The following is a 25,494-nucleotide window of genomic DNA, read 5'->3' as shown; positions in this document are numbered from 1 at the left end:
ACTGGACGGATGATGCTTGGGAGGAATTTGAATATTGGACTGAGCAGGATACAAAAGACAGGGGAAAATATGAAATTAGAATCTTTACAAGAGGAACCAAAACTTGTCTTGACCTATCCTCACAAGTCTAACTTTAATAGGATAGGCTGCTTATCCATGGTAGTATTATCTTTTATTGTTATTTGGATACTGAAGTATCTTACGCGTTATCATACAGATTTTTCAGATAAAATGATTACGGCAATTGTGCTGATTGTCGCTCCACTCCTTGTATGGTTTATAGGATATTATCTCTTCATAAACGGAGTGAAATTAGAAATTTATGAAAACGAAGTTGTTCAATACTATACTTATGGAAGTAGAGGGCGGAGTGTACTACATTTCAAATTTAAACTTGAAGATATAGAACAAATAAAAATGAAGAATCGTCCGTTTCATTGTCTGAAGATGACCATAAAAATTAGGAATCCCGTTTTTTATGGTTTGCAAGAGAAGAAGCTAAATAAGCTGGAGAAGGTAAGTATCATCCTAGATAGGAAAAAATCGGATTGTTTTATGCAAGAGATAGAACAATTTCACAGAAAGTAAATCAATGATTAAGGTTTAGCAGGAGCTTCATTTTAGGCCATAAGTAAGAATGGAAAGTGCTATAAGTAAGAATGGGAAGTCTATTGAGCGAAGCCCCTTGGAATGGTATAATACCTCGAATCCATTTGATGAAAATAAGAGTTCTGTTTCCCTATAGAAGGAAGAATAAGGAGTGTAAATATGAAATTAGGAATCGTAGGTTTGCCAAATGTGGGAAAGTCCACTCTCTTTAATGCCATTACCAAGGCCGGTGCGGAGTCGGCAAACTACCCCTTCTGCACCATCGACCCTAATGTGGGCGTGGTGGCGGTTCCGGATGAGCGTCTGCAGCTTCTTTCCGACCTTTATCATTCCGAGAAGATTACCCCGGCGGTAATCGAGTTTGTGGATATTGCAGGGCTTGTGAAGGGGGCTTCAAAGGGAGAAGGTCTCGGAAACCAGTTCCTCGGGAATATTCGGGAGACGGATGCCATCGTGCATGTGGTGCGTTGCTTTGATGATGATAATGTCATCCATGTGGACGGCTCCGTGGATCCGATTCGGGATATTGAGACGATAGAGCTGGAGCTCATTTTCTCCGACTTGGAAGTTCTGGATCGTAGAATGGCAAAGACGAAGAAACTCGCGAATAACGATAAGGATGCGAAGAAAGAGTATGCTCTTCTGGAAAAGCTTCATGCACATCTGGAAGAGGGAAAGCTTGCCATTAATTTTGAAGCCGAAGAGGAAGATGCCGCATTTTTGGACAGTTTGGGACTGCTTACCCGAAAGCCGGTAATCTATGCCTGCAATGTAGGAGAGGAGAGCCTTGCCGATGACGGCGCATCGAACCAGTATGTTCAGAAGGTAAGAGAGTACGCGAAGAAGAACCATTCCGAGAGTTTCGTCATTTCCGCACAGATTGAGCAGGAGATTTCCGAGCTTTCCGATGAGGAAAAGGGAGAGTATCTGGAGTCTCTTGGGCTTTCCGAGTCGGGTCTGGACAAGATTGTTCGTGCTTCTTATTCTCTCCTTGGTTTGATGTCATACCTTACCGCCGGAGAGAAGGAAACCAGAGCTTGGACCATTAAGAAGGGAACCAAGGCGCCGCAGGCTGCCGGAAAGATTCACACTGACTTCGAAAGAGGCTTTATTAAGGCGGAAGTGGTAAACTACAAAGATCTTCTGGATAACGGTTCTCTTTCCGCTGCAAGAGAAAAAGGACTTGTGCGCATGGAAGGAAAAGAGTACGTGATGCAGGACGGCGATGTCGTGCTGTTCCGTTTCAACGTTTAAACTTAAAATTCGAAAGACTTGAGTTTCGATAAACGAGGTACCACACGCTTTGCGCACGATACTCGTTATGAATAGAATATTCAACCAAAAAAACGGGCTGTAGAAATACAGCTCGTTTTTTTATGCACCACGTTTTTCTTAAATTGTACTATTTATAGATTTTGCTATAAGAAAAGGCGTGAAAAATAGCCGGTTTTCGAAGGGGAATTCTAGTATATTGTCTTGACTCTTCCCTAAAAATCATGCATTATAATGGAGAAGTGGGAAAAAGTGGGAGAAAGTGGTAAATTATGTTCACGGGAGAGTATCATCACAATTTAGATACCAAGGGCAGGATGATGATTCCTGCTAAGTTCCGTGAGGACGGATATAACGAATTTACACTTACCCGTTCCCTCGATGGCTGTCTTTCTCTTTACGCCATTCCGGAATGGAAGGAGTTGGAGGAAAAGCTGCAGGCGCTGCCTATGACCAATAAGCAGGCCAGAACTTTAAAACGATTTCTTTTAGGAAGCGCGATTTCTTGTGAGTGCGATAAGCAGGGAAGAATTTTGATTCCCCAGACACTTCGGGAAAAGGCTGCTTTGGAAAAGGATGTAGTTTTACTCGGTGTGGGAGACCATGCGGAAATTTGGGCAGAGAGTTTGTGGAGTGAAAACAATGACTTCTCTGATTACGAACAGCTCGCAACAGATATGGAAGGTTTGGGAATCTAATGGAATTTCAGCACAAAAGCATTTTGCTTAACGAATGCATGGAAGGTCTGTCTATCAAGGCGGACGGAATCTATGTGGACGGTACGCTGGGAGGAGGCGGACATTCTTTTCATATTGCACAGAGACTGAGCGACAAAGGACGGTTAATAGGGATAGATCAAGATGAAGATGCAATAGAAGCGGCAACAAAGAGACTGGCACAGTTTAAACAGCGGGTCACAATCGTGCGTGACAACTATGAACATTTTCAAGAGATCCTTTCTACCCTTTCTATACCTGCGGTAGATGGGATTCTTTTAGACTTAGGCGTTTCCAGTTATCAGTTTGACGAGGCGGACAGGGGCTTTTCGTATCGTTTTGACGCTCCGCTCGATATGAGAATGGATAAGCGTCAAGACTTCACCGCAAAAGACTTAATAAACAGTTACAGTGAAGCGGAACTCTATCACATCATTCGGGATTACGGTGAAGATAAATTTGCTAAAAATATTGCAAAGCATATCGTTCTGGAGAGAGCCAAAAAGCCGATAGAAACTACTTTTGAACTTTCGGAAGTGATTAGCCATGCCATTCCCATGAAAATGAGGGTGCAGGGCGGGCATCCGGCAAAGAAGACCTTCCAGGCCATACGGATTGCCTTAAATCGGGAACTGGAGGTTTTGGAAGAATCGTTAGACGGCATGATCAAAGCGTTGAAGCCCGGGGGAAGGCTGTGCATCATTACCTTCCATTCCCTGGAGGATCGCATCGTAAAGAGAGCATTTCGGACGGCTGAAGATCCCTGCATTTGCCCAAAAGACTTTCCTATATGTACCTGCGGCAGGAAAAGTCTTGGAAAGGTCATCAGCAAAAAAGCAATTCTTCCGAGTGATTTGGAAAGAGAAGAAAACCCGAGATCCAAGAGCGCGAAGCTGCGGATATTTGAAAGAGGAGAATAAAGCAGGCCGGATAAAGAAAACAGGAGAAAGAAAGTCGGATAAAACCCATCCGGAGAAGTATAGAAAAGGCCGGGTGAGGCCCATCCGGAGAAGTATGGAAAAGCGAAAGCAATTTTAGAGTATATAAGGGAAAAGAGTAGGCAAATGTGAGAGAAGGGATGCGATCACATTGCAGTATAGAAATGTGTTTGGCAGAAGATGAAGAGGGGATCAGTATGGCAAGGAAGCTGATAAGAAGACAGGCAGGGTACATTGCCGGCTCGGTAGTGACGAAAGAGGAAATTGCACCGAGAAAGAAAAACGTTCAAAAAGTTAAGAGAAAAATGGCACCGAAGAAGAATACGGCAAGAAAACCGGTTCATAAAGGCGGTGCTGTTTCCCGCGAAGAAAGAGCAAGAATCCTTCGGGAACGAGAGATGGGACATGTCCTGCAGCAGGAGAGATTGCAGGGAAAGACTTCGGCGAATTTTGCTTTGGTAGCCTCTGTAGCATTGTTTATGCTGGTAATGGGAGGACTTTGCTTTCATTACATCCAGTTGCAGACGGAAGTAAATACACGGATTCACCGTATAGAACAAAAGAAGAAGCAGATAGAAGTCTTAAAACAGAAGAATGATGCTTTACAAAATGCGATTAATGCCTCATTGGATCCGGAAAAAATTTATACGATGGCAACGGAAGAATTGGGAATGGTATATCCGGGAGAAAATCAGGTTATAGAGTATAAGAAACAAGAAAGCGAGTATGTAAGGCAGTATGAGAACATCCCAAAGCACTGAGGAAGAACAAAAAAGAAAAAGGCGGCAGACTAAGATTCTGCCGTTTTATATGCAGGAAAAGCTGATGGTGGGATTTGTTTTTTAATCCTGCTATTTGCTGTTTTAAGTCTTGTTATTTTTCAAATGATTCGAAAAAACAGTGAAGAGTACAGCCGAATTGTTTTGGGGCAAAGGCAGTCCGGATACGGTTCCCGTTCCATTCAGGCAAGGCGCGGGGATATCTTGGACCGAAACGGCACGATTTTGGCAACGAGTGAAAAGGTCTACAACTTGATTATGGACCCGAGAGCCATAACTTCCCGCACAGATGACCGCTATCTGAAAGCAAGCTTGGACGCCTTAAAAGAGTATTTTAAAGAGGATGAAAGAGTAGCTGTTGCGGAGTCCGTACTGAATGAACAGAGGAATCTAGCGGGAAATAAAAAAAGTGCGTATTTTAAATTCAAGGAAGGAATGAGTTTTGAGGAAAAGGAAGCCTTCCAGAAGTTCATAGACGAAAAAAACGCAGTATACCGAAAGAGCGGGAACAAATATGAAATTAAAGGGCTTTGGTTTGAGGATAAGTATCAAAGGAGCTATCCTTACAAAGACCTGGCCTGTAATGTCATCGGTTTTTCTTCCGCCGATAACGAGGGGGGAACCGGCGGAGTTGAACAATACTACAACAATTCTCTGATTGGAGTAAACGGAAGAGAGTACGGCTACCTGGATTCGGACACCAAGCTGCAATCCGTGATTCGCGAGGCGACGGACGGAAACAGTATTGTGACAACCATCAACTTTAATATTCAAAGAACGGTAGAGAAATATTTACAGGAATGGCAGAAGGATGACGTGGGTTCCAAGATGGCGGCGGCGATTGTTATGAATCCGAAAAATGGAGAAATTCTTGCCATGGCAAGCACTAACCGGTTTGACTTGAATCATCCGAGAGACTTGGACAAAACGCTTTATCCCGATAGCCTTTTACTGGAGATGGGGAAAAAAGAGGCTCTTGCAAAATATAAAAGAGAGCATAACAATCAGGAACTTTCCGAGGATAAGCTCTCTACGGTTTACAGTAATGATGAGGTTATGTCTTTGGGTTCACAGGTTGCCTGGAATCAGATGTGGAGAAATGTAGCGATTTCCGATACCTATGAACCCGGCTCCACAGTAAAGCCCTTTACTTTGGCCGGGGCTTTGGAGGAAAATGCAATTCAGCAAAATACGATGTTTACCTGCGAAGGCTTCATCACCTTAAGTGACGGTGTAAAGACGTGGACTATTCGCTGTCATAAAAGAGACGGGCACGGAACCATTGATGCGGAACAGGCGATTATGCAATCTTGCAACGTTTACATGATGGATACCGCATTTCAGGAAGGCGCCGAGAATTTTGTAAAGTATCAACATGTTTTTGGCTTCGGTGAAAAAACGGGGATTGATTTGCCCGGAGAAGCCGATACCTCCGCGCTGGTCTATAAGGCGGATAATCTGGGAAAGACCTCCCTTGCCACAAACTCTTTCGGACAGAACTTTAACGTCAGCATGGTTCAAATGGCGGCGGCATTTTCCAGCGTAGTGAACGGCGGTTCCTACTTCAGACCGCATGTGGTAAAGCAGATATTAAATGCGAACGGAACCGTGATACAGGAAATGGAACCGGAACTTCTCCGGGTGACCTGCTCGAAAGCGACCAGTGATTTCTTAAAGGAAGCGCTTTACCAGACCGTGGAAAAGGGAACCGGAAGACCGGCGCAGATTCAGGGTTATCATGTGGGAGGAAAGACGGGAACGGCACAGAAGTTACCCCGTTCCGAAAAAAATTACCTGGTATCCTTTTGTGGTTTTGCTCCGGTGGAGGACCCGCAGCTTCTCGTATACGTCATTGTGGATACCCCCAATTTGGACGGAGAGGAACAGTCCAGTGCGTCTTTTGCAACAAAGATTGAACAAAAAATCATGAATGATGCCTTACAGTTCTTGAATATCCCTCCACAGGGAGAAACGGACCCGGAGGCTTCCTTAAACAAGGATTTACAAGAAGGGATAAAGGCAAAAGAAGAGACAGGGGAAACTACATCGGAGACGAAAAAAGAGAACTCTGAAGCAAAGGAAGAAAGTTCCTTGGATAGTGACGAAAAACAGGACAATGAGGACAGTGTTCCCGGAGCGCTTCCGGAGAGCAGTGCGGTCAACTCCGCTTCGGCTGAAAAGGAAAATACGGATAACGAAAATTAAGGGAGAATGGAAATTATGCTGAGTAACACCATTGCATTGGGAATTGCGTTTTGTGTCATGCTGCTGATTTCTCCGAAGGGGATTGCAATTCTGCACCAATTAAAATTCGGACAGGAAGTACGGGATGACGGACCGCAGGCACATTTGAAGAAACAGGGGACGCCTACAATGGGAGGAATCCTCTTCCTTATCGCGATCAGCGCGGCAATTCTCCCTTTTATCAAAGAAAAAGGCGTTTTACCGGCCTATCTTCTGGGGCTCGGCTTTGGCATTGTGGGATTTATAGATGATTATCTGAAGGTCGTAAAGCATCAGTCGGAGGGATTCAATCCCAAGCAAAAGATGGCGGCGCAGATTATTATTTCTCTTCTCTATATTGCTTACCTCTTTTTTTATAGCGGACATACAACGGCGTTTCTTTTTCCGTTTTTGAAAGATACAGAAGTGACTTTTGGAATCCTGTTTTTCCCGATTTCCCTCTTTATCATTACGGCAACCGATACCGGTGCCAACTTCACGGACGGGATTGACGGGCTCTGCAGCAGCGTGACGGCCGTCATAGTATTCTTTCTCTTTATGGCGGATCGGGTTTTACTCGGGAATGCACAGTTGGGGGCACTACCCGGAGCGGTACTCGGAGGACTTCTTGGATTCCTCTGTTTTAATGCATACCCCGCTAAGGTCTTTATGGGAGATACGGGTTCCCTTGCACTGGGCGGTTTTGTGGTGGCTATGGCGATTCAGACAGAGACGGCCCTGTATATTCCGTTCTTTGCCGTCATCTATTTTATGGAAGTACTATCCGTGATTTTACAAGTGGGATATTTTAAAATCACACACGGAAAAAGGATTTTCAAAATGGCTCCGATACATCACCATTTTGAACTCTTGGGATGGTCGGAAACGAGGGTGGTTACGATATTTACCACAATTACCATCCTTGCCTGCTTCTTCGTGGCTTTCGTTTTGGAAATCACATAAGGAAGAAATGGGCAGGATATACATCATGGACAGGTTTAGAGAATAGGATAGGCTTAGAGAATAGTAAAAAAACAGCCGTGAACAGCGGGCGTCAAAAAATAGTGGAAACAAGAAGAACAGAGGGATAAGGATGAACAGGCAGAAAGTTTTGGTATTGGGTACGGGCAGAAGCGGAGTGGCAGCGGCAAAGCAGATTCTTGCTATGGGAGGAGAAGTTGTATTCTTTGATGCGAATGCAAAGCTGGATGAGAAAAAGCTTCTCGCCCAATTTAAGAAAAAAGAAGTGCTGAAAATTGTAAAAGTTATAAAAGGAAAGCTCTTGGAAAGTGATTTACTTAAGATTGATGCTGCCGTAATCAGTCCCGGAATCCCTATTGATGAGCCATATGTTCTTTTGCTGAATACTGCAAAGATTCCGGTCATTGGAGAAATCGAACTGGCATATCAGTCCTGTAAGGGAAAACTTTGTGCCGTGACGGGGACCAACGGAAAGACGACAACGGTGAGTCTGATCGGAGAAATTTTGAAGAGTCAATATCCGGATACGCATGTAGTGGGAAATATCGGAAATCCGTTTACCGCCGAAGCGCTGGATACGGAGGAACAGTCCGTGACCGTATGTGAGGTAAGTTCCTTTCAGCTGGAAAGCATTGTGGATTTCCGACCGAATGTCTCCGCTATTACGAACATCACGCCGGATCATTTGGACCGTCATAAGACGATGAAAAATTATATTGCCATAAAGGAATCTATCGCCGTAAACCAGACGGAAGAAGACAGCATTGTCTTAAACTATATGGATTCCGAGCTTCGAAAGTTCGGAAAGAAGCGGGGATTAAAACCGAATGTACTTTGGTTTTCTTCGGAGGAAGAACCGAAGGAGGGATTTTTCCTGAGGGGAGAAGAGTTTATCTATAAAAATAAAGAAAAAGAAGAAAAACTCTTTAAGACCGGCGATTTACAGCTTTTGGGAAAACACAATTATGAAAATGTGATGTGTGCCATGGGAGTAGCCTTGAAAATGGGTGTGCCTATGGATAAAATCGTAAAGGTCTGCAAGAAGTTCAAACCGGTAGAGCATCGTATTGAATTTGTGCGGGAAAGATCCGGTGTTCGTTATTATAATGATTCCAAGGGGACTAATGTGGATGCGGCTATTCAGGCGCTTCGCGCCATGCCGGGGCCTGTGCTTCTGATAGGCGGAGGCTATGACAAGCATGTAGATTTTGATGCTTGGGTAAAGGAGTTTAAGGGGAGAGTAAAATATCTTGTTCTTATCGGGGAAACCCGGAATCAGATTGCAGCTTGCGCGAAGAAAAACGGCTTTCACAATCTGATGTTTGCCGAGGATATGGATGAAGCCGTAAAAGATTGTGCGGCCTATGCGGATCCCGGGGACTATGTACTCTTGAGCCCTGCCTGTGCATCCTGGGGGATGTTTAAGGACTATGAAGAAAGAGGCAGAATTTTTAAGGATTGTGTGAAAAACCTGTAGTATAGCGGTAGAAAAGGAAAGGGAAGAATAGTGGCGAAAAAAATGAAGGTCAAGCATTTTTATGATTTTTCCTTGGTGGTAATGGTCTTTTCCATTACTCTTTTCGGTCTTTTGATGTTGTATTCCGCTTCGGGCTATATGGCGGCTAAAAGTGATTTGGGAGATATGTATTATCTCACCAGACAAGGGAGCTTTGCCATAGCCGGTTTTTTGCTGATGCTCCTTATTTCCCGCTTTTTTGATTACCATTGGTTTTCCAAGTTGAATCTGATTTTGTATGTTCTGGCTTGGGGAGCTCTACTGGCGACTTTTGTTATGGGCGTGGCTTCCCACGGATCACATCGTTGGATTCGTCTTTTCGGAATGCAGTTTCAGCCTTCCGAGGTGATGAAACCGGCCGTGATTATCGTCCTGGCAACCTTACTCACCGATAAGGGTTATCGCATCAATTCATTACGGGATATTTTTCGAACCTTACTCTATGCACTGATTCCTGCCGCGGTAGTGGCGTTTACGAACCTATCTACGGGAATGATTATTGTCGGGATAGCCGTATTCATGCTTTTCGTTGCGGTAAAAACCTATCGCTATCATGCCGCACTGTTCCTGCTCGGGCTCTTGGCTTATCTTGGCGCCTATCCGTTGGCAATTTTTTTACAAAAGGTAAAGATACTGCATGACTATCAGATTACAAGAATTCTTGCTTGGAAGGACCCGGTTTCTTTTCCGGATGATACCTATCAAACGAGGCAGGGGCTTTATGCCATTGCTTCCGGAGGGCTTTTCGGAAAGGGGCTGGGAGAAAGCATTCAGAAGTTTCTTATGCCGGAGGCGCAAAATGATATGATTTTCACCATCATCTGTGAGGAACTCGGCTTGGTGGGGGCAGTCGGACTGATGCTTGTTTATGCTTTGATTCTGTTCCGACTCTATGAAATCGCGAAAAATGCCAGGGATCTTTTCGGCTCTTTCCTCGTAATCGGGGTAATGGCCCATATTGCTTTGCAGGCAATCTTAAATATTGCGGTAGCCACAAATTCGATTCCCAATACGGGAATCACACTGCCGTTTATCAGCTACGGAGGAACCTCACTGGTCATTCTTCTTGCGGAAATCGGCATTTGCCTGAATGTATCCTGGCAGACTACTCTGGATAGGGAAAAAGGAGAGTAGAGATGCGGGACAGAAAAGAGAGCCGGGAAAGAAAAAAGAAGAAGGAACTCAGTCTATACGGAATCTTATTGTTGTTTCTGCTCCTCATTATGTTGTTTTTAAGTACAAGAGTGCATGAAATCAATGTCATAGGAAATGAGCAGTACACCAAGGAAGAACTGGTCAATATGATTCTGCCGAAGGACCTGGATTACAATAGTCTCTATGCCTTTGTGGAAGACCGAATCAAGCCGCATAAGAGCTTGCCGTTTATAGAAAAATATGAGTTGCACTGGAAGAGTCCGTTTTCTCTGGAAATTATTGTATATGAGAAAAATATGGTAGGCTACGTAGAGTATATGTCCAGCAATCTTTATTTTGACGGGGACGGTGTTGTGGTGGAGTCTACGCAGAAAAAGTTACCCGGCATTCCGAAGATTACGGGACTGAGCTTTTCTAAAGTGAGTTTGTATAAGGCACTTCCTGTAGAAAATAAAGCCATTTTTCAGGATATTTTGAATTTGAGTTCTGCACTCAGGCAGGAAAAAATAGAGTGTGACCATATTGATTACAGCGCCTCCTCCACGGCAACGCTTTACATCGGAGAAATCAAGGTGCTTTTAGGCGACCATGAGGACATGGAACAGAAGCTGATGAGTTTAAAGGATATCCTTCCGGCTTTAGCAGGGAGAAAAGGAACATTGGACCTCAGCAAGTACCGGGGCAGAAAAGAGAAGGAAGCCTATGTCTTTAAGGAAGAGAAGTAGGAGGGGGGAGCAAATTTACACAGCCCCCCTTTACAAATATTCTAAAATTCTTATAATGATATAGTTAGGTTAAATGAAAGAATGGGTCCTTTTAGGAGTGCATCATAGATTTTAAGGAGGAAGACATGATAGAAATCCAGCTTCCCGAGTCTGAAGCAGCGGCAAAAATTATCGTTGTCGGTGTTGGCGGCGCAGGAAATAACGCAGTAAACCGAATGGTGGACGAGGGCATTGTCGGTGTTGAGTTCATTGGGGTGAATACAGATAAACAGGCCTTGCAGTCCAGCAAGGCTGCCAGTTCCATGCCCATTGGAGAGAAGCTGACAAAGGGCTTGGGCTGCGGCGGAAAGCCGGAGATCGGCACCAAGGCGGCGGAAGAGAGTGCGGAAGAGATTACTGCTGCTCTGCAGGGAGCGGATATGGTTTTCGTAACCTGCGGTATGGGTGGAGGAACCGGAACCGGAGCCGCACCTGTTATTGCCAAGATTGCGAAGGATATGGGAATTCTTACCGTAGGTGTGGTGACGAAGCCTTTCCGTTTTGAAGCAAAGCAGAGAATGAAGAACGCCCTTTCCGGAATTGATGCTTTAAAGGAAGTGGTAGACACTTTAATTGTGATTCCGAACGACAGATTGCTTGAAATTGTAGAGAAGAAAACTTCTCTTCCGGATGCTTTGAAGAAGGCGGATGAGGTTTTGCAACAGTCCGTTCAGGGAATTACGGATTTGATTAACGTGCCCGGATTGATTAACCTGGACTTTGCGGATGTTTCCGCGGTCATGAAGGACAAGGGTGTTGCCCATGTGGGTATCGGTAGAGCAAAGGGTGATGACAAGGCTATTGAAGCTGTGAAGACTGCCATTTCTTCTCCGCTTTTGGAGAGTACCATCGAAGGTGCTACGGATGTTATCATCAATATCTCCGGAGACATTAGCCTGATTGAAGCAAATGATGCAGCTTCCTATGTGGAAGAGCTGGTAGGAGAGAATGCCAACATCATCTTCGGTGCCATGTACAATGAAGATGCACAGGATGAGGTTTCCATCACCGTAATTGCAACCGGCATCAAAGAGAAGAAGAGTGCGGAAACGGCAAAGGCAGCTCCCGAGTTTAAGCCGCAAGCGGGATTGCACAGCAATGTAAGTCCCGTACAGCCGGGCTTTACGACTCCGAGCTTTTTGAATAATCCGCGTCTTTCCACTCCGACTTTGGGAGAAAGACCGGAGGTTCCGATGGAGAATCCGTCTTTAAGAACAACGGAAACGGTGGAACCGCAGGTACAGAGTAAGCCCAGAATAGGAAGAGAAGCGGGCCTTGAAATTCCTGATTTTTTACGTAGAAAATAAAAGTAAACGAGATATCGCACGCTTCGCGCACGATACTCGTTATGAATACTAGGCTATGTCCTAAGGGCATAGCCTTTTCTTAAGACGGGGAAAGTTCGCTTTGCGTATTTTTCTCGTTTCCTTGATTATAGGATGATTTTTAACGACTTGAATGATTTACTTTAAGATTTAATTAAGAAGAATACAAAGTCGCATAAGAAGAATACAAAGAAGTTTTAGGAGGCACATGGCAAACTTAAGAGAAGAAATAGAAAAGAGAAGGACCTTTGCGATTATTTCTCACCCCGACGCGGGAAAGACAACCTTGACGGAGAAATTTCTTCTCTATGGAGGGGCAATTAATCTTGCAGGAACCGTAAAGGGAAGAAAGTCCGCAAAACACGCGGTTTCCGACTGGATGGAAATCGAGAAGGAGAGGGGTATTTCCGTTACCTCTTCCGTTTTGCAGTTTAACTATGACGGAAGATGCATCAATATTCTGGATACGCCGGGACACCAGGATTTCTCGGAGGATACCTATAGAACACTTATGGCGGCCGACAGTGCGGTCATGGTCATCGACGGGGCAAAGGGTGTGGAGCCGCAAACCATTAAGCTTTTTAAGGTTTGCGTGATGCGTCATATTCCCATTTTCACCTTCATCAATAAGTTTGACCGTGAAGCAAGAGATCCGTATGAACTTTTAGACGAGATTGAAGAGGTGCTCGGAATCCGAACCTGCCCGATTAACTGGCCTATCGGTTGCGGACACAATTTTAAGGGAGTTTTTGACCGGGAAAAAGAAGAAGTGGATCTTTTCCATGCTGCAGGCGGTGGAAAGAAAGAAGTGGAAAAGGAAGTCTATTCCAAAGATGATCCAAAATTAGAAGGTGTAATCGGAAAAGAATATTTTGATAAACTGCAGGACGATTTGGAACTCCTGGAGGGGGCTGCGGAAGGCTTTGATGAAGAAAAGGTGGACGCCGGACTTCTGACTCCCGTTTTCTTCGGATCGGCTCTTACCAACTTCGGTGTAGAAACCTTCTTACAGCATTTCCTGAAAATGACGAAGTCCCCGCTCCCGAGAATGTCCGACCAGGGACTCATCGATCCGGTGGAGGAGGCATTTTCCGCCTTTGTTTTTAAGATTCAAGCCAATATGGATCCGAAGCACAGAGACAGAGTGGCTTTCATGCGGATCTGCTCCGGTGAGTTTGATGCCGGAATGGAAGTGAACCATATCCAGGGTAACAGAAAGGTGAAGCTTTCTCAGCCCACGCAGATGATGGCGGATGAAAGAAAAATTGTGGAAAAGGCTTATGCGGGAGACATTATCGGCATTTTTGATCCGGGCATTTTCTCTATCGGAGATACTCTGGAGCTTTCCGGAAAGAAGTTTGTCTATGAGGGCATCCCGACCTTTGCGCCGGAGCATTTTGCAAGGGTAAGGCAGATTGACACCATGAAGAGAAAGCAATTCTTAAAGGGCGTATCCCAGATTGCGCAGGAGGGTGCCATTCAGATTTTCCAGGAATACAATACCGGTATGGAGGAAATTATTGTCGGTGTAGTCGGAAGCCTCCAGTTCGAAGTCTTGACCTATAGACTGAAAAATGAATACAATGTAGAAGTTCGACTGGATATGCTTCCTTATGAGCATATTCGTTGGATTGAAAATTATACGGAAATTGCAGTGAACGAAATTTCCGGTACTTCCGATATGAAACTGGTAAAGGACTTAAAGGACAGACCTTTGCTTCTTTTCGCCCATCCCTGGTCTATCGGTATGGTGCTGGATCGAAATAAGGACTTACATTTAACGGAATTTTCCAAGAACTAAGATTGGAATGGTTCATATGAACCATTTCGGAAAGAAAGGCAAAGTTATGGAAAAAACAATTAAAAACTGGCTCCTCGCGCATGAGGAAGAGTTTATACAGGATTTATTCACATTGGTACGGATTAATTCCGTAAGAGGAGAGACGAAGGAGGGGCTTCCCTTTGGAGAGGGTCCGAAAGAAGCTTTGGACGCAGGATTAAAGATTTGCGAGCGCTACGGTTTCCATACCAAGAACTGGGACAATTATGTCGGAACGTCCGACTTTTCTCCGGAACTACCTCATAACCTGGATATTCTCGGACATCTCGATGTAGTGCCTGCGGGAGAGGGTTGGGAAGTAACCGGACCTTTTGAACCGCTTGTCAAGGACGGCATCCTTTACGGAAGAGGAGTCAGTGATGATAAGGGACCGGTACTTGCGGCGCTGTATGCTATGCGTGCCGTAAAGGAGCTGGGGTATTCTCTGAAGAAGGGCGTTCGGCTTATCATGGGAACCAATGAGGAAACCGGATCTGCCGACCTCGAATATTACTATAAGAGAGAGAAGGCGGGGGAAATGAGCTTCACGCCGGATGCGGAATTCCCGATTATCAATATTGAAAAAGGCGCCATGCACGGTACTTTAAGAAAGAATAGAACAGTAGAGGGTTCTTTACTTTCCATGAAAGCCGGTGTTGCGGTAAATGCCGTTCCCCAGAAGGCGGTTTTGGAATTTAAGACGCTCTCGGATGAGGAATTTAATGCGGCAAAACTTGCAGTCGAAAAGGAATGCAGTGTACAGATTCAAAAATCCGGAAATACCGTGACCGTAATCGGTGTAGGCGCGCATGCTTCCACACCGCATCTCGGAAAGAATGCGGGGCTCGCGGCTTTATCCTTTGCGGTAAAACTTCCTTCCCTCGGAGCGGAGGATAGGAAGGCCTTTGAATCGGTCTTAGAACTCTTCACTTATGGCGTCACGGATGGTTCCGGAATCGGAACAAAGCTGCAGGATGAGGAAAGCGGAGAGCTTACCTGCACCTTGGACATCTTCGAGGTAGGGGAAAAGGAAATGCACTTTATCTACGACAGCCGTATTCCCATTTGCGGAACGAAGGAAAATTGTGAAGACATGGCGAGAAAAACTGTGGAGGCTAAGGGCTTTATCTTTGAGACGGAGGGAATGGTTCCGCCACACCATGTTCCGAAGGATTCCGACTTTATCAAGGCTCTCCTTTCCTGCTATGAAAAGGTGACGGGAGAAAAAGGGGAGTGCCTTGCTATCGGAGGCGGTACCTATGTACATCATGTGGAGAACGGAGTCGCTTTCGGTGCCATTCTTCCGGGAGTGGATACCCATATGCATGGCGCGGATGAGTGGATTAAGGTAAAGGACCTGCTTCTTGCGGCTGAGATTTATGCGGAGTCCATTCTCGCGCTATGTTGCTAGATTGATTTATGCGGAGTCTATTCTTGCGCTATGTCGCCAGATTGATTTATGCGGAGTCTATTCTCGCACTTTGTCAGTAAAATAGAAAAATGAAGGATTCGGATTTTATCCGAAGGAGTAGAATGGAAGAAAATATTATCTCTATAAGAGGCCTGGGAAAAGTATTTCGAACCGTTTCCGGAGACTTTACCGCTCTGGACGACATTCATTTAGATATTAAAAAAGGGCAGATTCACGGAATCATAGGGCTTTCCGGTGCAGGAAAGTCCACTTTGGTGCGCTGCATCAATTTTCTGGAAAGACCGAGTAGCGGACAGATTCTGTTTAAGGGGAAAAGTTTAAGCACGATGAAGGAGAAGGAAATTCTCGCCATGCGGCAAAACATGGGGATGATTTTCCAGCAGTTTAATCTTCTGGAGCAGAGGAATCTTCTCGAGAACGTTTGCTTTCCCCTGGAAATTGCGGAAAAGGGCAGTTTTTTCCAAAAAATTGTGCAGGGCAGTGCACGGAAAAAGAAGAGAATTGCAAGAGCGGAGGAGCTTTTGAAGCTTGTCGGTCTGGAGGGAAGAGAAAAGAGTTATCCTTCCCAACTTTCCGGAGGACAGAAGCAAAGAGTTGCGATTGCGAGAGCCCTGGCCACGAATCCGGAGGTACTGCTCTGTGATGAAGCTACTTCCGCACTCGATCCGAAAACCACGGAGCAGATTCTCGAACTTCTGAAACAAATCAATGAGGAGATGGGGGTTACCATTATTATCATCACGCACCAGATGAGCGTGATTGAGTCTATTTGCGATGAGGTGGCCATCATTGATCACAGTAAAATAGCGGAGCACGGGCCGGTAAAAGAGATTTTCCGTTCTCCGAAGACGGAAATCGGAAAGCGACTTATCCTGGGAGAGGGAGAAAGAGAAGCCTTCTTCGGAAGCGGAAAGCGTTTTCGTATCGTATTTGACGGAAAAAATGCACATGATCCGATTCTTTCGGAGCTGATTCTTGCTTTGCATACTCCGGTGAATATCCTCTTTGCCAATACCAAAGAAGTGGACGGTATGGCGGTAGGACAGATGGTGATTGAACTTCCGGAAAATCTGGAGGATATCCTGCATGTTACGGAATTTATGAAGGAAAGAGGAATCCCCTTTGAGGAGGTGCATGCATAGATGAGTATAAAAGAATTAATTCCCATGTTTCAAACGGAAACGTTGGCAACGCTTTATATGGTAGGGGTCTCTACCTTGATTTCCTATCTTATTGGCATTCCCTTGGGCGTGATCTTAATTGTCACGGAAGACGGCGGGCTTTATCCGATAAAACCGGTACACGCTGTTCTGGGATTTCTCACCAATATCTTTCGAACGATTCCCTTCCTGATTCTTCTGGTCATGGTTTTGCCGATTACAAAGTTTCTTGTGCATACCACACTCGGACCGAATGCGATCATCCCGCCACTTGTCTTTGCGGCAGCACCTTATATTGCCAGAATGGTGGAATCTTCTTTAAAGGAAGTGGATGCGGGAGTGATTGAGGCGGCACGCTCGATGGGTGCCAACAGACTGCAGATCATCTGGAAAGTCTATCTTCCGGAGGCAAAGCCGAGTCTCTATATCGGAGCGGCAATCTGTATCACGTCAATTTTGTCCTATTCCGCCATGGCGGGATTTGTAGGCGGAGGCGGGCTTGGAGCGATTGCCCTGAACTACGGCTATTATCGTTACAAGACGGACATCATGATTATTGCGGTTTTGGTACTCATTATCATTGTGCAGATTATTCAGGAGTTTTGGATGCGTCTTGCAAAATACAGCGATAAGAGAAGAAGGGTATAAAGCTTTTCTCTCTTTAGCATAGAAACCTGCCACGGGAATGCTTCCCGCGGTGCGACAAGCTTGGAAAATTTTCATAAGAGAGTAGGGAGAGTTTTCAAGGTAGAAAAGGAGAAATTATGAGAAAAAGAATAGCAGCGTTATTACTTGGTTTGGCTGTTGTTTCCTTAGCGGCTTGCGGGGGACAGAAGGCGGATACAAAGACCGAGACCAAGAAAGAGACGGAAGCCGGAAGTGAAAAGGCAACGGAAAAGGCGGCTGAGAGCGAGAAGGCCACAGAAGCAGCTGCAGCATCCGGAGAGACCGTAAAGATCAAGATCGGTGCGACACCGAGTCCCCATGCGGAGATCTTGGAAGCGGCAAAGGACGCTTTAAAGAAGAAGGGCGTGGAGATTGAAATCGTAACCTATAATGATTACGTTCAGCCGAACATTGCTACGGATGAAGGACAGATTGATGCAAACTATTTCCAGCATCAGCCGTATCTGGATGATTTCAATAAGGAAAATAACACCCATGTTGTTTCTGTAGGAAAGATTCACTATGAGCCTTTCGGAATCTATGCAGGAAAGTCGAAGGACCTGAAAAATATCCAGGACGGTGCTAAGATTGCGGTTCCGAACGATACCACCAATGAGGCCAGAGCGCTTCTTCTTTTGGAGGCAAACGGCATCATTAAGCTGAAGGACGGCGCAGGTCTTACGGCAACCAAGCAGGATATTGTAGAGAACCCGCACAATGTGGAAATCTACGAGGTTGAGGCTGCGCAGATTCCCCGTTCCTTGGATTCTGTGGATTTTGCCTGCATGAACGGAAACTTTGCTATCCAGGCGAACTATAAGCCGAGTGAAGCATTGGCAGCCGAGAAGTCCGACTCCGAAGCGGCACAGACTTATGCCAACATTATTGCCGTTGCCGAGAAGAATAAGGATGCGGCATGGGCAAAGACCTTGGTGGAAGTTTTGACCTCCAAGGAAATCCAGGATTTTATCAATAAAAAGTATGAGGGCGGAGTGGTTCCCTTAAGCTAATCCGAGAGCAGGAGTTGCGACAAAAGAAAGGGTATCCTATCCTTATTGTATGGGGTAGGATACTTCCTTTCATTTCGTGGCTCCTCTTCTGTATGCAATCGTGTTTTATAAGGAAGGGATAAGAAATGATGAAAAACAAAGACTTGAGAAGATTTGCCAGAGAGAGATGGAGAAAGTTTTGGCCGACTGTTTTGGCTGCTTTTGTGCTTCTTTTTTCCGTCTATATCGCCTTGGCAATGGGCTTTTCTTTTGTCCTTAGTCCTTTTTTACTGACCAGCTTTTTGCCCGGTATAGAAGAGTTAAGGAGAGGAATCAGTCTGAGTATTTCGGGAATATTGCTTGCCCTTCTGGTATTTGTGCTGGTGATGTATCTGATTATTACCTCCTTTTCCATCCTGTATATGGCTTTAAAAAGCATACGGGGACAGAAATTGAGTCCATTCGATATCTTTTATACCCTGCGTCCGGAAAATTATCCGATGCAGCTTCGTGTTTTAGCTTATAGCTTACTCTATACCGCCATCCCCTGGCTCTTTTCTCTTTTGACGTTTTTCCTTTTCGGAAGTTCTGCCAATAACTCGATTCTCAGTATGGCGGAAGAAGTCTTTTTCAATGTATTGATTGGTGTCTTTTTAATGTTCTTTTTATGCACACCCTTTCTTCTTCTGGAATCGAAGTCCATAGGGCTCATTGATGCGATGAAGAAAAGTGCGGAATGGATGAAGCCGGAGCGAGCTCGTTTCTTTCGACATGTTTTGTACTTTCTGGGCTTGAGGCTGATAGCCAATGTTCTTGCCGAAATGTGGGGCTACATCTTGGAGAATTCTATTCTACCCGGTTTTTTTCTGATGTTTTTTTTCCTGCTCTTCTTAAGCCCTTACTATATTCTGGTACAGGCTGCCTTCTATCAAGATATTCTCTCTAAGAAAAAGATGGAACAGGAGAGGCGCGAAGTGCAACCCGAAGCACAGGAAGAGCGCGAAGAAGAGCCTGGATTGATAGCTGAGGAGGAACGGAAGGCGGGAGTGCCGGAATCCGAAGCGGTTCCGAAGCCTGAAGCGGAGCTGAAGTCCGAAGCGGATGTAGAGCCCCAAGCGGATGTAGAGCGCCAAGCAGATGTAGAGCCCCAAGCGGCAGCAGAGTCAGAAACGAAAGAAGACCCCGGATTGGCAGTTGAAGCAGAACCGGAAGAAGAACCCAAGGCGGCGATTGAAGCAGAGGATAAAGCAGTACCGGGAGAGGTATCCGACGAAGAACCCAAGGCGACAGCGGAGAAAGAACTTCGCGAAGACCCAAAGAAAGAAGCAAAGGAAAAACCGGAGGAAGAACCGAAGGAAGAATTGAGCTTTGAAGAGGCCAGAAAACGGTATACAGACTATAAGGAGGAAGAGGAATCATGAAGTGTCCCTTTTGCAATGCGGAAGATACCCGTGTAATCGATTCCAGACCTGCGGATGAAAATACGGCAATCAGGAGACGCAGACAATGTGAAATCTGCGGAAAACGTTTTACTACCTTTGAAAAGACGGAGACGCTTCCCTTTATGGTGGTAAAGAAAGACCAAAGCCGTGTGCCGTATGACCGCGCAAAGCTGGAGGGCGGCATCTTACGCTCCTGCCACAAAAGACCGATTTCTCCGCAGCAGATTTCCGAACTCGTGGATGATATTGAGAACAATATTTTTAAGCATGACAGCAAAGAGGTCAGCACGGAAGAGATTGGGGAAATGGTGATGGAGCGCTTAAGAAATCTGGACCAGGTTGCTTATGTGCGTTTTGCTTCCGTATACCGAGAGTTTAAGGATATCAATACATTTATGGAGGAAATCGGAAAGCTCCTAACCAGTCGCAGTAAGGGAGACGAGAAGTTATGAAAAAAGCGGTAAAGAGAAGGGAGGAGCGGAAGAACGCCTTTTTCCCGACGTACTCCGTACGCTCCGTCTACACTCTGGACTTTGAAAGGCTCTATGAGGAAGGGTATCGCGCTCTTTTCTTTGACATTGATAATACCCTGGTCTATCATGATGAGCCTGCTCTTCCTGAAACCGTGGAACTGTTTGGAAGACTTAAGAAAATCGGCTTTAAAACGGCCATTCTTTCCAATAACGGGAAAGAAAGGGTGAAGCGCTTTGCGGAAGCAATCGGCGCAGATTATTATCAGGAAAAGGCGGGAAAACCCGATGTGAAAGCATATCTTAATGCCGTACGGGAATTTTCCCTGCAAAAAGAGAGCTGTCTTTTTTTCGGTGATCAGATTTTTACCGATATCCTGGGAGGGAATAAGGCAGGGGTTCCCACAGTCCTTGTGTATCCGATGGGGAAGGAAAAATATTTTCACATCGTACTGAAGAGAATGCTGGAGAAGCCTTTTTTGTATTTTTACAGCCGAAAACATGCGCTCTGGAGAAATGAGCCCTAAGGCAGGAAAGTAAGGGGGAAAATCATAAAAAAGGAATCCGACGGAAGGAAAAGCCATAGAAACAAGAAGAACTAAGAGGAGAACAGGAAATGGGCATGATTGTACCGATTCAGGGAAAAACGGAAGAAGAGTGTTTGGAAACTTTACAGGCCCTGAAAGAAAATCCGTATTTTCCCCATATCTATGCGGTGGAGCTTCGCTACGATCTTCTGGAGAGGCACGTAGAGCCGCTTTCGGATTTTCTGCGGAAGAGCAGGGAAATCATCGGAAAGAAAAAACTTATTTTTACGATACGGACAAATCGACAGGGTGGTGCATTCCCCTTTGGAAAGAGCTATTTTCAGGCGAACATTTTAGCCATGGAAAGTCGTGTTCCGGACTATATCGATCTCGAGGTGGAAACCGGAGAGGAGGGAAGAGGCTCTTGGAAGGAATGTATCGCCATGGTACAGGGGCTGGGAGGGAAGGTGATTGCCTCCTACCACGACTTTGAGAAAACTCCCGGACTGAGGGAATGCGAGGAAATTCTGAATCAGCTTTCTTCCTATTCTACGGATATTGTGAAAATCGCCTTAATGCCGCGCTCCAAGGAAGACGTATTGAATCTTATGCTCGCCGGGAGGAGATGGAAGGATAGAAATCCGAAAAGGGAACTCATTTCCATGTCGATGGGAGAGCTCGGGAAGGCTAGCCGAGTCCTCCATGATTTATCCGGTTCCTCACACAGCTTTGTACAGGTTTTCTCCGCTTCCGCACCGGGACAATGGGGGATAGAAGACTACATGGAAGTCAGTAAGAAACTATCCGGGAAAAAAGGCCTTGCGTTACTGGGATTTATGGGGAGCGGAAAATCCACCTTGGCGCCCAAAATAGCGGAGCGCTGCGGCTGGCAGGCTTATGAGATGGATCAACTTCTGGAAGAAAAATTCGCTATGCGAATTGAAGAGTTTTTTCGGAAGTTTGGAGAAGAACGTTTTCGGAGAGAAGAAGCCAAACTTCTTCGTTCTTTATCCGGGAAAGAGCACGTTCTTTCACCCGGCGGAGGCGTCGTCTTAAGAGAGGAAAACAGAAAGGTTTTAAAGGAGCATTTCTTCAGCATTTATATCAAGGTAAGTCCGGAGACAGTCTTAAAGCGCCTTGCAGAGGGGAAGAACGTCCGTCCTCTGTTACAGGGAAAGATGAATGTCAACGAAATTGGGGAAATGATGCGGAAGCGTAGCGCCTACTATGAAGAGGTTGCGGACTATATTTTGGAAGGAGACGGAAAGAGCGTATCCGCTTGTGTAGAGGAGATCTACTCCGTTCTTCTGGAAAATGGATTATAGAATCTTTAGTCTTGTTTTCTGAATTTTAATACAAAAGTTCTTGTTAAAAGAGGATTTAAAACTTATCTTAATAAGAGTTTATCCGGAGAAAAGTTATTTTTTCCAATGAAAAATGCAGAAAAGAAAGGGAATGAAAATGTTGTTTTTTAGAAAATGGATGCTTCCGGCAGCACTTGCTGTCTTAACCCTGCTTTCCGCTTGCGGAAATTCCGCCGGAGCCGGAAAGACAACGGAAGAAACGAAGACGGAGGGAACAAGCGCTGTGGCAGGAGAAGCTGCTACCGAGAAGGAAGGCGCGAAGGCGGAAAATACGGCGAATGACAGTCAATTTGCGGTTTCCGATGACAGTTTAACTTTTACTGCGAAGAATCTGGATAAAGAGGACATTGACAGTTCCATCTTCGCGGATAAGGATCTGACCGTTTTAAATGTCTGGGGAACCTTCTGCGGACCCTGTATTAATGAGATGCCCGAGCTTGCCGCATGGGCGAAGGAAATGCCCGAAAACGTGCAGATTGTTGGCTTGGTAGCGGATATTTCCGGAGAATCGGATGACGAGCATATTGCCTTAGCAAAGAAGATTATGGAGCAGTCCTCCGGAGAATTCACGAACATCATTCCCAGTGTGGACTTTGTACCGCTTCTTTCCAATGTGGTTGGCGTTCCGACAACCTATTTCATCAATAAAGACGGAAAAATCGTGGGAAAGCCGATCGTAGGGGCACAGGTGCCGAAGTATAAGACTTTTGTCGAGGAGTATCTGAAAACGTTGGAGTAGTTGTATTTGTTGCACTTTGCTTATAGAAAGGAGAGATGATGAAGAAGTTTATTGCAGACGATGCATTTTGGAAGATTTTTCCGGAGGCCGCTATTGCTGTTCTTACAGTAAAAAATGTACAGGAAGCAGCAGTACTGGATGAAGCTAAGACACAGGAAATCAAGACTCTCCTTGAGGACGCAAATGAAGGCGCCAGGCGTTTTTTGACGAGTGAAACCATTTCCGAAAACGAGGTGGTGAAAGCCTGGAGAGATGCCTATTCCAAATTCCCTACGAAGAAGGGAGCACGATGCTCGCTAGAGGCGCTGTTAAAGAGAGTTTTGAAGGGCAATCCGGTCGGAAGTATTGCTCCCACAGTGGACATTACGAATGCCATTTCCTTGAAACATGCCTTTCCCATCGGTGCTGAAAATATGGATGCTTTTCGTGGGGACCTGCATTTGGGAATAATGCAGGGTGGGGAAGATTTTTGGCCAATCGGGTCGGATAAGCCGGAACCTCCGCTCTCCGGAGAGATTGCCTATTATGACGATGAAGGTGTAATCTGCCGTTGTTGGAATTGGCGTGACGGAAAACGTACTGAAGTAAACGATGACACGACCAAAGAGTTCATTGCCATGGAGTGTGTTGAACCCGGACGTGTGGAAGAATTAAAAGTGGCTTTAGAGGAACTTGCCGAGCTACTCTCTAAGTATGTAGGTGCGGAAGTCATCAATAAGCAGATTGTAAATCGGGATAATCGGGAAGCAGTTTTGGAAGAAGAATAAAGAGAAGTAAAGTTGAGACTTAATTCAAGGAAGTTTAGGTCTAAAAATACTATTTTTAAAGGAATAAAAAATAAAATTTTTATTGACAAAGTCTTTCCGTTTTAGTATCATTTACTGGTCGCGATTCACGCGACTACGGGGTCTTAGCTCAGCTGGGAGAGCATCTGCCTTACAAGCAGAGGGTCACAGGTTCGAGCCCTGTAGGCCCCATTCTTCGGTCCGGTCTGCGTTTTATACGCAGCCTGGGTCGGATTTTTTTAAGACAGTAGCCAAGACTATGGCATTCTGTTTAAGGCGAGATAGCTCAGCTGGCTAGAGCACACGGTTCATACCCGTGGTGTCGAGGGTTCAAGTCCCCCTCTCGCTAGAGTGAAGGAGTTGAAACTTTGTTTCAACTCCTTTTTGCAATTCATAACCGCTTAGAGCTAGGCATTTCTTGGAAAGTGAGAGCATGGAAAGATTCTGGGAAAATCTATATCGGAAATATCGGAACAGTAAGTGGCCCGGGATTGTAGAAAAGCATCCGAAGCTGCATCGCTTGATGTCCCTTTTTTACCGTTACCGCTACGCAAATGTGCTCTGGATCGGAATCATTTATCCCGTCTGGTTTGCCTCGCTTGAGAGCCGGGTTACGGTCAGTACGGGTTACCATATCATGCATACCTATCTGGATGATCGGATTCCTTTCTGCGAAATCTTCATTGTTCCGTATTTCCTTTGGTTTATCTATATTTTTGCGGGTTTACTTTATTTTATGTTTGTCAATAAAGAGGATTTTTATAAAGTCAGTCTCTTTCTCTTTATCGGCATGGTGGCAAGCCTCATTATCTGTGAAATTTATCCGAACGGAACCGATTTAAGACCGGCTTACCTGAGCGACAAGAACATTTTCCTCCTCATGGTGAAAAGTCTTTATCGGGTAGATACGCCGACCAATGTGTTTCCCAGCATACATGCCTACAATTCTCTTTGTATGCATATTGCGTTAATGAAAAGTAAAGATTTACGGAGGGCCAAATATGGCAGGGCGGTTCGCTGGTTTTCCGGCTTCCTCTGCATTTTCATCTGTATTGCAACACTGGTTTTAAAACAGCATTCCGTACTGGATGTCGGCGGAGCACTGCTCCTTTCCTTCATTACCTACGGCTTTGTTTACGGTTATCCGAGTTTTATATTGGGAGAATATTGGGAAGAGAAGAGTAGAAACAGGGAAAGAGTATGAAACAAAATTACTTAAAAAATGCCATAGGGCATTTCAAAACCATTACGAAGCATAAGCTTCTTGTCATGCGCTATTGCTTTTCGATAGGCTTGTATAAGCAGGGACTTCTGCATGACCTGTCCAAATACAGCTTCACGGAGTTTCGTACCGGAATACTCTACTATAGAGGCTATAAGAGTCCGAACGGTGTGGAAAGAATCGAGACGGGAACATCCGAAGCCTGGTTACATCACAAGGGAAGAAACAAGCATCACTTCGAGTATTGGTGCGACTATGACCTTGAAAATGTCCATAGGATGATCGGTTGCAGGATGCCTTACCGCTATGTGGCGGAGATGTTCTGTGACCGGATTGCGGCATCCAAAAATTACTTGGGAGAGGAGTATACAGACGACAGACCCTATCTGTATTATGAGAAAATGATCGGAACGCCGCTCATTCATGAGAAGACGCGGGAGGAACTGGAATTTCTGCTTCGTCTTCTAAAGGATAAGGGGCAGGAAGAGGCTTTTTCTTACCTTCGAAAAGAAATTAAGAGGAGAAGGAAGGAAAAGGAGTTTTTTTAGGGGAAAGATGGTATGATAGTGCGATAGGGCAGATAAGATAAGGCGCCAAAACC

The 25,494-nt window shown here is 45.3% G+C and carries 24 protein-coding genes and 2 tRNA genes; all 26 read left to right on the top strand.

Annotation, left to right across the window (positions count from 1 at the left end; translation table 11 throughout):
- Window positions 1-69 precede the first annotated feature (69 nt).
- The 26 genes from HMPREF9124_RS08960 (at window position 70) to HMPREF9124_RS08835 (ending at window position 25,441) form a co-directional block, all read left to right on the top strand.
- Entirely contained in the window at window positions 70-588 is a 519-nt protein-coding gene (locus HMPREF9124_RS08960; protein WP_036598085.1) for a hypothetical protein, read from the top strand.
- Window positions 589-768: 180 nt separating this feature from the next.
- Window positions 769-1,863, top strand: a complete 1,095-nt coding sequence (gene ychF, locus HMPREF9124_RS08955; RefSeq protein ID WP_009427699.1) for a redox-regulated ATPase YchF — start codon at window positions 769-771, stop codon at window positions 1,861-1,863.
- Window positions 1,864-2,153: 290 nt separating this feature from the next.
- Window positions 2,154-2,579 (top strand): division/cell wall cluster transcriptional repressor MraZ, encoded by a 426-nt coding sequence (gene mraZ / locus HMPREF9124_RS08950; protein ID WP_009428787.1) that lies wholly within the window; start codon window positions 2,154-2,156, stop codon window positions 2,577-2,579.
- Window positions 2,579-3,517 carry a 16S rRNA (cytosine(1402)-N(4))-methyltransferase RsmH gene (gene rsmH / locus HMPREF9124_RS08945; RefSeq protein WP_009429787.1) on the top strand — a complete coding sequence of 313 codons (939 nt, stop codon included), beginning with the start codon at window positions 2,579-2,581 and terminating at the stop codon, window positions 3,515-3,517. The genes mraZ and rsmH overlap by 1 nt, the downstream gene beginning before the upstream one ends.
- A gap of 215 nt (window positions 3,518-3,732) precedes the next feature.
- Entirely contained in the window at window positions 3,733-4,296 is a 564-nt protein-coding gene (locus tag HMPREF9124_RS08940; protein WP_036598083.1) for an FtsB family cell division protein, read from the top strand.
- 123 nt (window positions 4,297-4,419) lie between these two features.
- The gene (locus tag HMPREF9124_RS08935) at window positions 4,420-6,519 is read left to right on the top strand and encodes a peptidoglycan D,D-transpeptidase FtsI family protein (protein WP_009429686.1); all 2,100 of its coding nucleotides are present in this window, start codon (window positions 4,420-4,422) and stop codon (window positions 6,517-6,519) included.
- 15 nt (window positions 6,520-6,534) lie between these two features.
- Window positions 6,535-7,500, top strand: coding sequence for a phospho-N-acetylmuramoyl-pentapeptide-transferase (mraY, locus tag HMPREF9124_RS08930; protein ID WP_009429685.1), 966 nt, complete (start codon window positions 6,535-6,537; stop codon window positions 7,498-7,500).
- Between the two features lie 130 nt (window positions 7,501-7,630).
- Window positions 7,631-8,995, top strand: coding sequence for a UDP-N-acetylmuramoyl-L-alanine--D-glutamate ligase (gene murD / locus HMPREF9124_RS08925; protein WP_009427792.1), 1,365 nt, complete (start codon window positions 7,631-7,633; stop codon window positions 8,993-8,995).
- A gap of 30 nt (window positions 8,996-9,025) precedes the next feature.
- The gene (locus tag HMPREF9124_RS08920; protein ID WP_009428740.1) at window positions 9,026-10,168 is read left to right on the top strand and encodes an FtsW/RodA/SpoVE family cell cycle protein; all 1,143 of its coding nucleotides are present in this window, start codon (window positions 9,026-9,028) and stop codon (window positions 10,166-10,168) included.
- Between the two features lie 2 nt (window positions 10,169-10,170).
- Window positions 10,171-10,914, top strand: coding sequence for a cell division protein FtsQ/DivIB (locus HMPREF9124_RS08915; protein WP_009429307.1), 744 nt, complete (start codon window positions 10,171-10,173; stop codon window positions 10,912-10,914).
- 125 nt (window positions 10,915-11,039) lie between these two features.
- Entirely contained in the window at window positions 11,040-12,260 is a 1,221-nt protein-coding gene (ftsZ, locus tag HMPREF9124_RS08910; RefSeq protein WP_009429567.1) for a cell division protein FtsZ, read from the top strand.
- Window positions 12,261-12,486: 226 nt separating this feature from the next.
- On the top strand, window positions 12,487-14,079 hold the full coding sequence (locus tag HMPREF9124_RS08905) for a peptide chain release factor 3 (protein ID WP_009427865.1): 1,593 nt from the start codon (window positions 12,487-12,489) through the stop codon (window positions 14,077-14,079).
- A gap of 46 nt (window positions 14,080-14,125) precedes the next feature.
- On the top strand, window positions 14,126-15,508 hold the full coding sequence (locus tag HMPREF9124_RS08900) for a Sapep family Mn(2+)-dependent dipeptidase (protein WP_036598081.1): 1,383 nt from the start codon (window positions 14,126-14,128) through the stop codon (window positions 15,506-15,508).
- A gap of 122 nt (window positions 15,509-15,630) precedes the next feature.
- Window positions 15,631-16,671, top strand: a complete 1,041-nt coding sequence (locus HMPREF9124_RS08895) for a methionine ABC transporter ATP-binding protein (protein WP_009429003.1) — start codon at window positions 15,631-15,633, stop codon at window positions 16,669-16,671.
- Entirely contained in the window at window positions 16,672-17,337 is a 666-nt protein-coding gene (locus HMPREF9124_RS08890) for a methionine ABC transporter permease (RefSeq protein ID WP_009429224.1), read from the top strand.
- 116 nt (window positions 17,338-17,453) lie between these two features.
- Window positions 17,454-18,365, top strand: a complete 912-nt coding sequence (locus HMPREF9124_RS08885) for a MetQ/NlpA family ABC transporter substrate-binding protein (RefSeq protein ID WP_009429795.1) — start codon at window positions 17,454-17,456, stop codon at window positions 18,363-18,365.
- Between the two features lie 125 nt (window positions 18,366-18,490).
- On the top strand, window positions 18,491-19,765 hold the full coding sequence (locus tag HMPREF9124_RS08880) for a DUF975 family protein (RefSeq protein WP_009428172.1): 1,275 nt from the start codon (window positions 18,491-18,493) through the stop codon (window positions 19,763-19,765).
- Complete coding sequence (nrdR, locus tag HMPREF9124_RS08875) at window positions 19,762-20,238, top strand: transcriptional regulator NrdR (protein WP_009428680.1); 477 nt, start codon at window positions 19,762-19,764, stop codon at window positions 20,236-20,238. Before HMPREF9124_RS08880 ends, nrdR begins: the two co-directional genes overlap by 4 nt.
- The gene (locus tag HMPREF9124_RS08870) at window positions 20,235-20,783 is read left to right on the top strand and encodes a YqeG family HAD IIIA-type phosphatase (protein ID WP_009428232.1); all 549 of its coding nucleotides are present in this window, start codon (window positions 20,235-20,237) and stop codon (window positions 20,781-20,783) included. Before nrdR ends, HMPREF9124_RS08870 begins: the two co-directional genes overlap by 4 nt.
- 89 nt (window positions 20,784-20,872) lie before the next feature.
- Window positions 20,873-22,108: a type I 3-dehydroquinate dehydratase gene (aroD, locus tag HMPREF9124_RS08865; RefSeq protein ID WP_009428715.1), complete on the top strand. Its 1,236-nt coding sequence runs from the start codon at window positions 20,873-20,875 to the stop codon at window positions 22,106-22,108.
- 136 nt (window positions 22,109-22,244) lie between these two features.
- Window positions 22,245-22,886 carry a TlpA family protein disulfide reductase gene (locus HMPREF9124_RS08860; protein WP_036598078.1) on the top strand — a complete coding sequence of 214 codons (642 nt, stop codon included), beginning with the start codon at window positions 22,245-22,247 and terminating at the stop codon, window positions 22,884-22,886.
- Window positions 22,887-22,924: 38 nt separating this feature from the next.
- Entirely contained in the window at window positions 22,925-23,653 is a 729-nt protein-coding gene (locus HMPREF9124_RS08855) for a B3/B4 domain-containing protein (RefSeq protein ID WP_009427791.1), read from the top strand.
- 137 nt (window positions 23,654-23,790) lie between these two features.
- Window positions 23,791-23,863: transfer RNA gene (locus HMPREF9124_RS08850), tRNA-Val, on the top strand.
- 83 nt (window positions 23,864-23,946) lie between these two features.
- Window positions 23,947-24,020, top strand: a tRNA-Met gene (locus tag HMPREF9124_RS08845).
- A gap of 84 nt (window positions 24,021-24,104) precedes the next feature.
- Window positions 24,105-24,875: a phosphatase PAP2 family protein gene (locus HMPREF9124_RS08840; protein WP_009428418.1), complete on the top strand. Its 771-nt coding sequence runs from the start codon at window positions 24,105-24,107 to the stop codon at window positions 24,873-24,875.
- Complete coding sequence (locus tag HMPREF9124_RS08835; RefSeq protein WP_009429613.1) at window positions 24,872-25,441, top strand: DUF5662 family protein; 570 nt, start codon at window positions 24,872-24,874, stop codon at window positions 25,439-25,441. Before HMPREF9124_RS08840 ends, HMPREF9124_RS08835 begins: the two co-directional genes overlap by 4 nt.
- Window positions 25,442-25,494: the final 53 nt, after the last annotated feature.

Source organism: Oribacterium sp. oral taxon 108 str. F0425, assembly GCF_000214455.1.
Classification (GTDB): Bacteria; Bacillota; Clostridia; order Lachnospirales; family Lachnospiraceae; genus Oribacterium; species Oribacterium asaccharolyticum.
The sequence above is the reverse complement of the archived record's forward strand: the minus strand, read 5'-3'. Positions and strand labels throughout refer to the sequence as shown.

Excerpts from the sequence above, each read along its gene's own strand:
- HMPREF9124_RS08840 (WP_009428418.1), top strand. The coding sequence starts at position 24,105 with ATGGAAAGATTCTGGGAAAATCTATATCGGAAATATCGGAACAGTAAG.
- HMPREF9124_RS08940 (WP_036598083.1), top strand. The coding sequence starts at position 3,733 with ATGGCAAGGAAGCTGATAAGAAGACAGGCAGGGTACATTGCCGGCTCG.
- HMPREF9124_RS08900 (WP_036598081.1), top strand. The coding sequence starts at position 14,126 with ATGGAAAAAACAATTAAAAACTGGCTCCTCGCGCATGAGGAAGAGTTT.
- HMPREF9124_RS08935 (WP_009429686.1), top strand. The coding sequence starts at position 4,420 with ATGATTCGAAAAAACAGTGAAGAGTACAGCCGAATTGTTTTGGGGCAA.
- aroD (WP_009428715.1), top strand. The coding sequence starts at position 20,873 with ATGGGCATGATTGTACCGATTCAGGGAAAAACGGAAGAAGAGTGTTTG.
- HMPREF9124_RS08855 (WP_009427791.1), top strand. The coding sequence starts at position 22,925 with ATGAAGAAGTTTATTGCAGACGATGCATTTTGGAAGATTTTTCCGGAG.
- HMPREF9124_RS08915 (WP_009429307.1), top strand. The coding sequence starts at position 10,171 with ATGCGGGACAGAAAAGAGAGCCGGGAAAGAAAAAAGAAGAAGGAACTC.
- HMPREF9124_RS08835 (WP_009429613.1), top strand. The coding sequence starts at position 24,872 with ATGAAACAAAATTACTTAAAAAATGCCATAGGGCATTTCAAAACCATT.
- murD (WP_009427792.1), top strand. The coding sequence starts at position 7,631 with ATGAACAGGCAGAAAGTTTTGGTATTGGGTACGGGCAGAAGCGGAGTG.
- mraZ (WP_009428787.1), top strand. The coding sequence starts at position 2,154 with ATGTTCACGGGAGAGTATCATCACAATTTAGATACCAAGGGCAGGATG.
- HMPREF9124_RS08960 (WP_036598085.1), top strand. The coding sequence starts at position 70 with ATGAAATTAGAATCTTTACAAGAGGAACCAAAACTTGTCTTGACCTAT.
- ychF (WP_009427699.1), top strand. The coding sequence starts at position 769 with ATGAAATTAGGAATCGTAGGTTTGCCAAATGTGGGAAAGTCCACTCTC.
- HMPREF9124_RS08885 (WP_009429795.1), top strand. The coding sequence starts at position 17,454 with ATGAGAAAAAGAATAGCAGCGTTATTACTTGGTTTGGCTGTTGTTTCC.
- HMPREF9124_RS08870 (WP_009428232.1), top strand. The coding sequence starts at position 20,235 with ATGAAAAAAGCGGTAAAGAGAAGGGAGGAGCGGAAGAACGCCTTTTTC.
- HMPREF9124_RS08860 (WP_036598078.1), top strand. The coding sequence starts at position 22,245 with ATGTTGTTTTTTAGAAAATGGATGCTTCCGGCAGCACTTGCTGTCTTA.
- nrdR (WP_009428680.1), top strand. The coding sequence starts at position 19,762 with ATGAAGTGTCCCTTTTGCAATGCGGAAGATACCCGTGTAATCGATTCC.
- HMPREF9124_RS08880 (WP_009428172.1), top strand. The coding sequence starts at position 18,491 with ATGATGAAAAACAAAGACTTGAGAAGATTTGCCAGAGAGAGATGGAGA.
- HMPREF9124_RS08895 (WP_009429003.1), top strand. The coding sequence starts at position 15,631 with ATGGAAGAAAATATTATCTCTATAAGAGGCCTGGGAAAAGTATTTCGA.
- ftsZ (WP_009429567.1), top strand. The coding sequence starts at position 11,040 with ATGATAGAAATCCAGCTTCCCGAGTCTGAAGCAGCGGCAAAAATTATC.
- HMPREF9124_RS08890 (WP_009429224.1), top strand. The coding sequence starts at position 16,672 with ATGAGTATAAAAGAATTAATTCCCATGTTTCAAACGGAAACGTTGGCA.
- mraY (WP_009429685.1), top strand. The coding sequence starts at position 6,535 with ATGCTGAGTAACACCATTGCATTGGGAATTGCGTTTTGTGTCATGCTG.
- HMPREF9124_RS08905 (WP_009427865.1), top strand. The coding sequence starts at position 12,487 with ATGGCAAACTTAAGAGAAGAAATAGAAAAGAGAAGGACCTTTGCGATT.
- rsmH (WP_009429787.1), top strand. The coding sequence starts at position 2,579 with ATGGAATTTCAGCACAAAAGCATTTTGCTTAACGAATGCATGGAAGGT.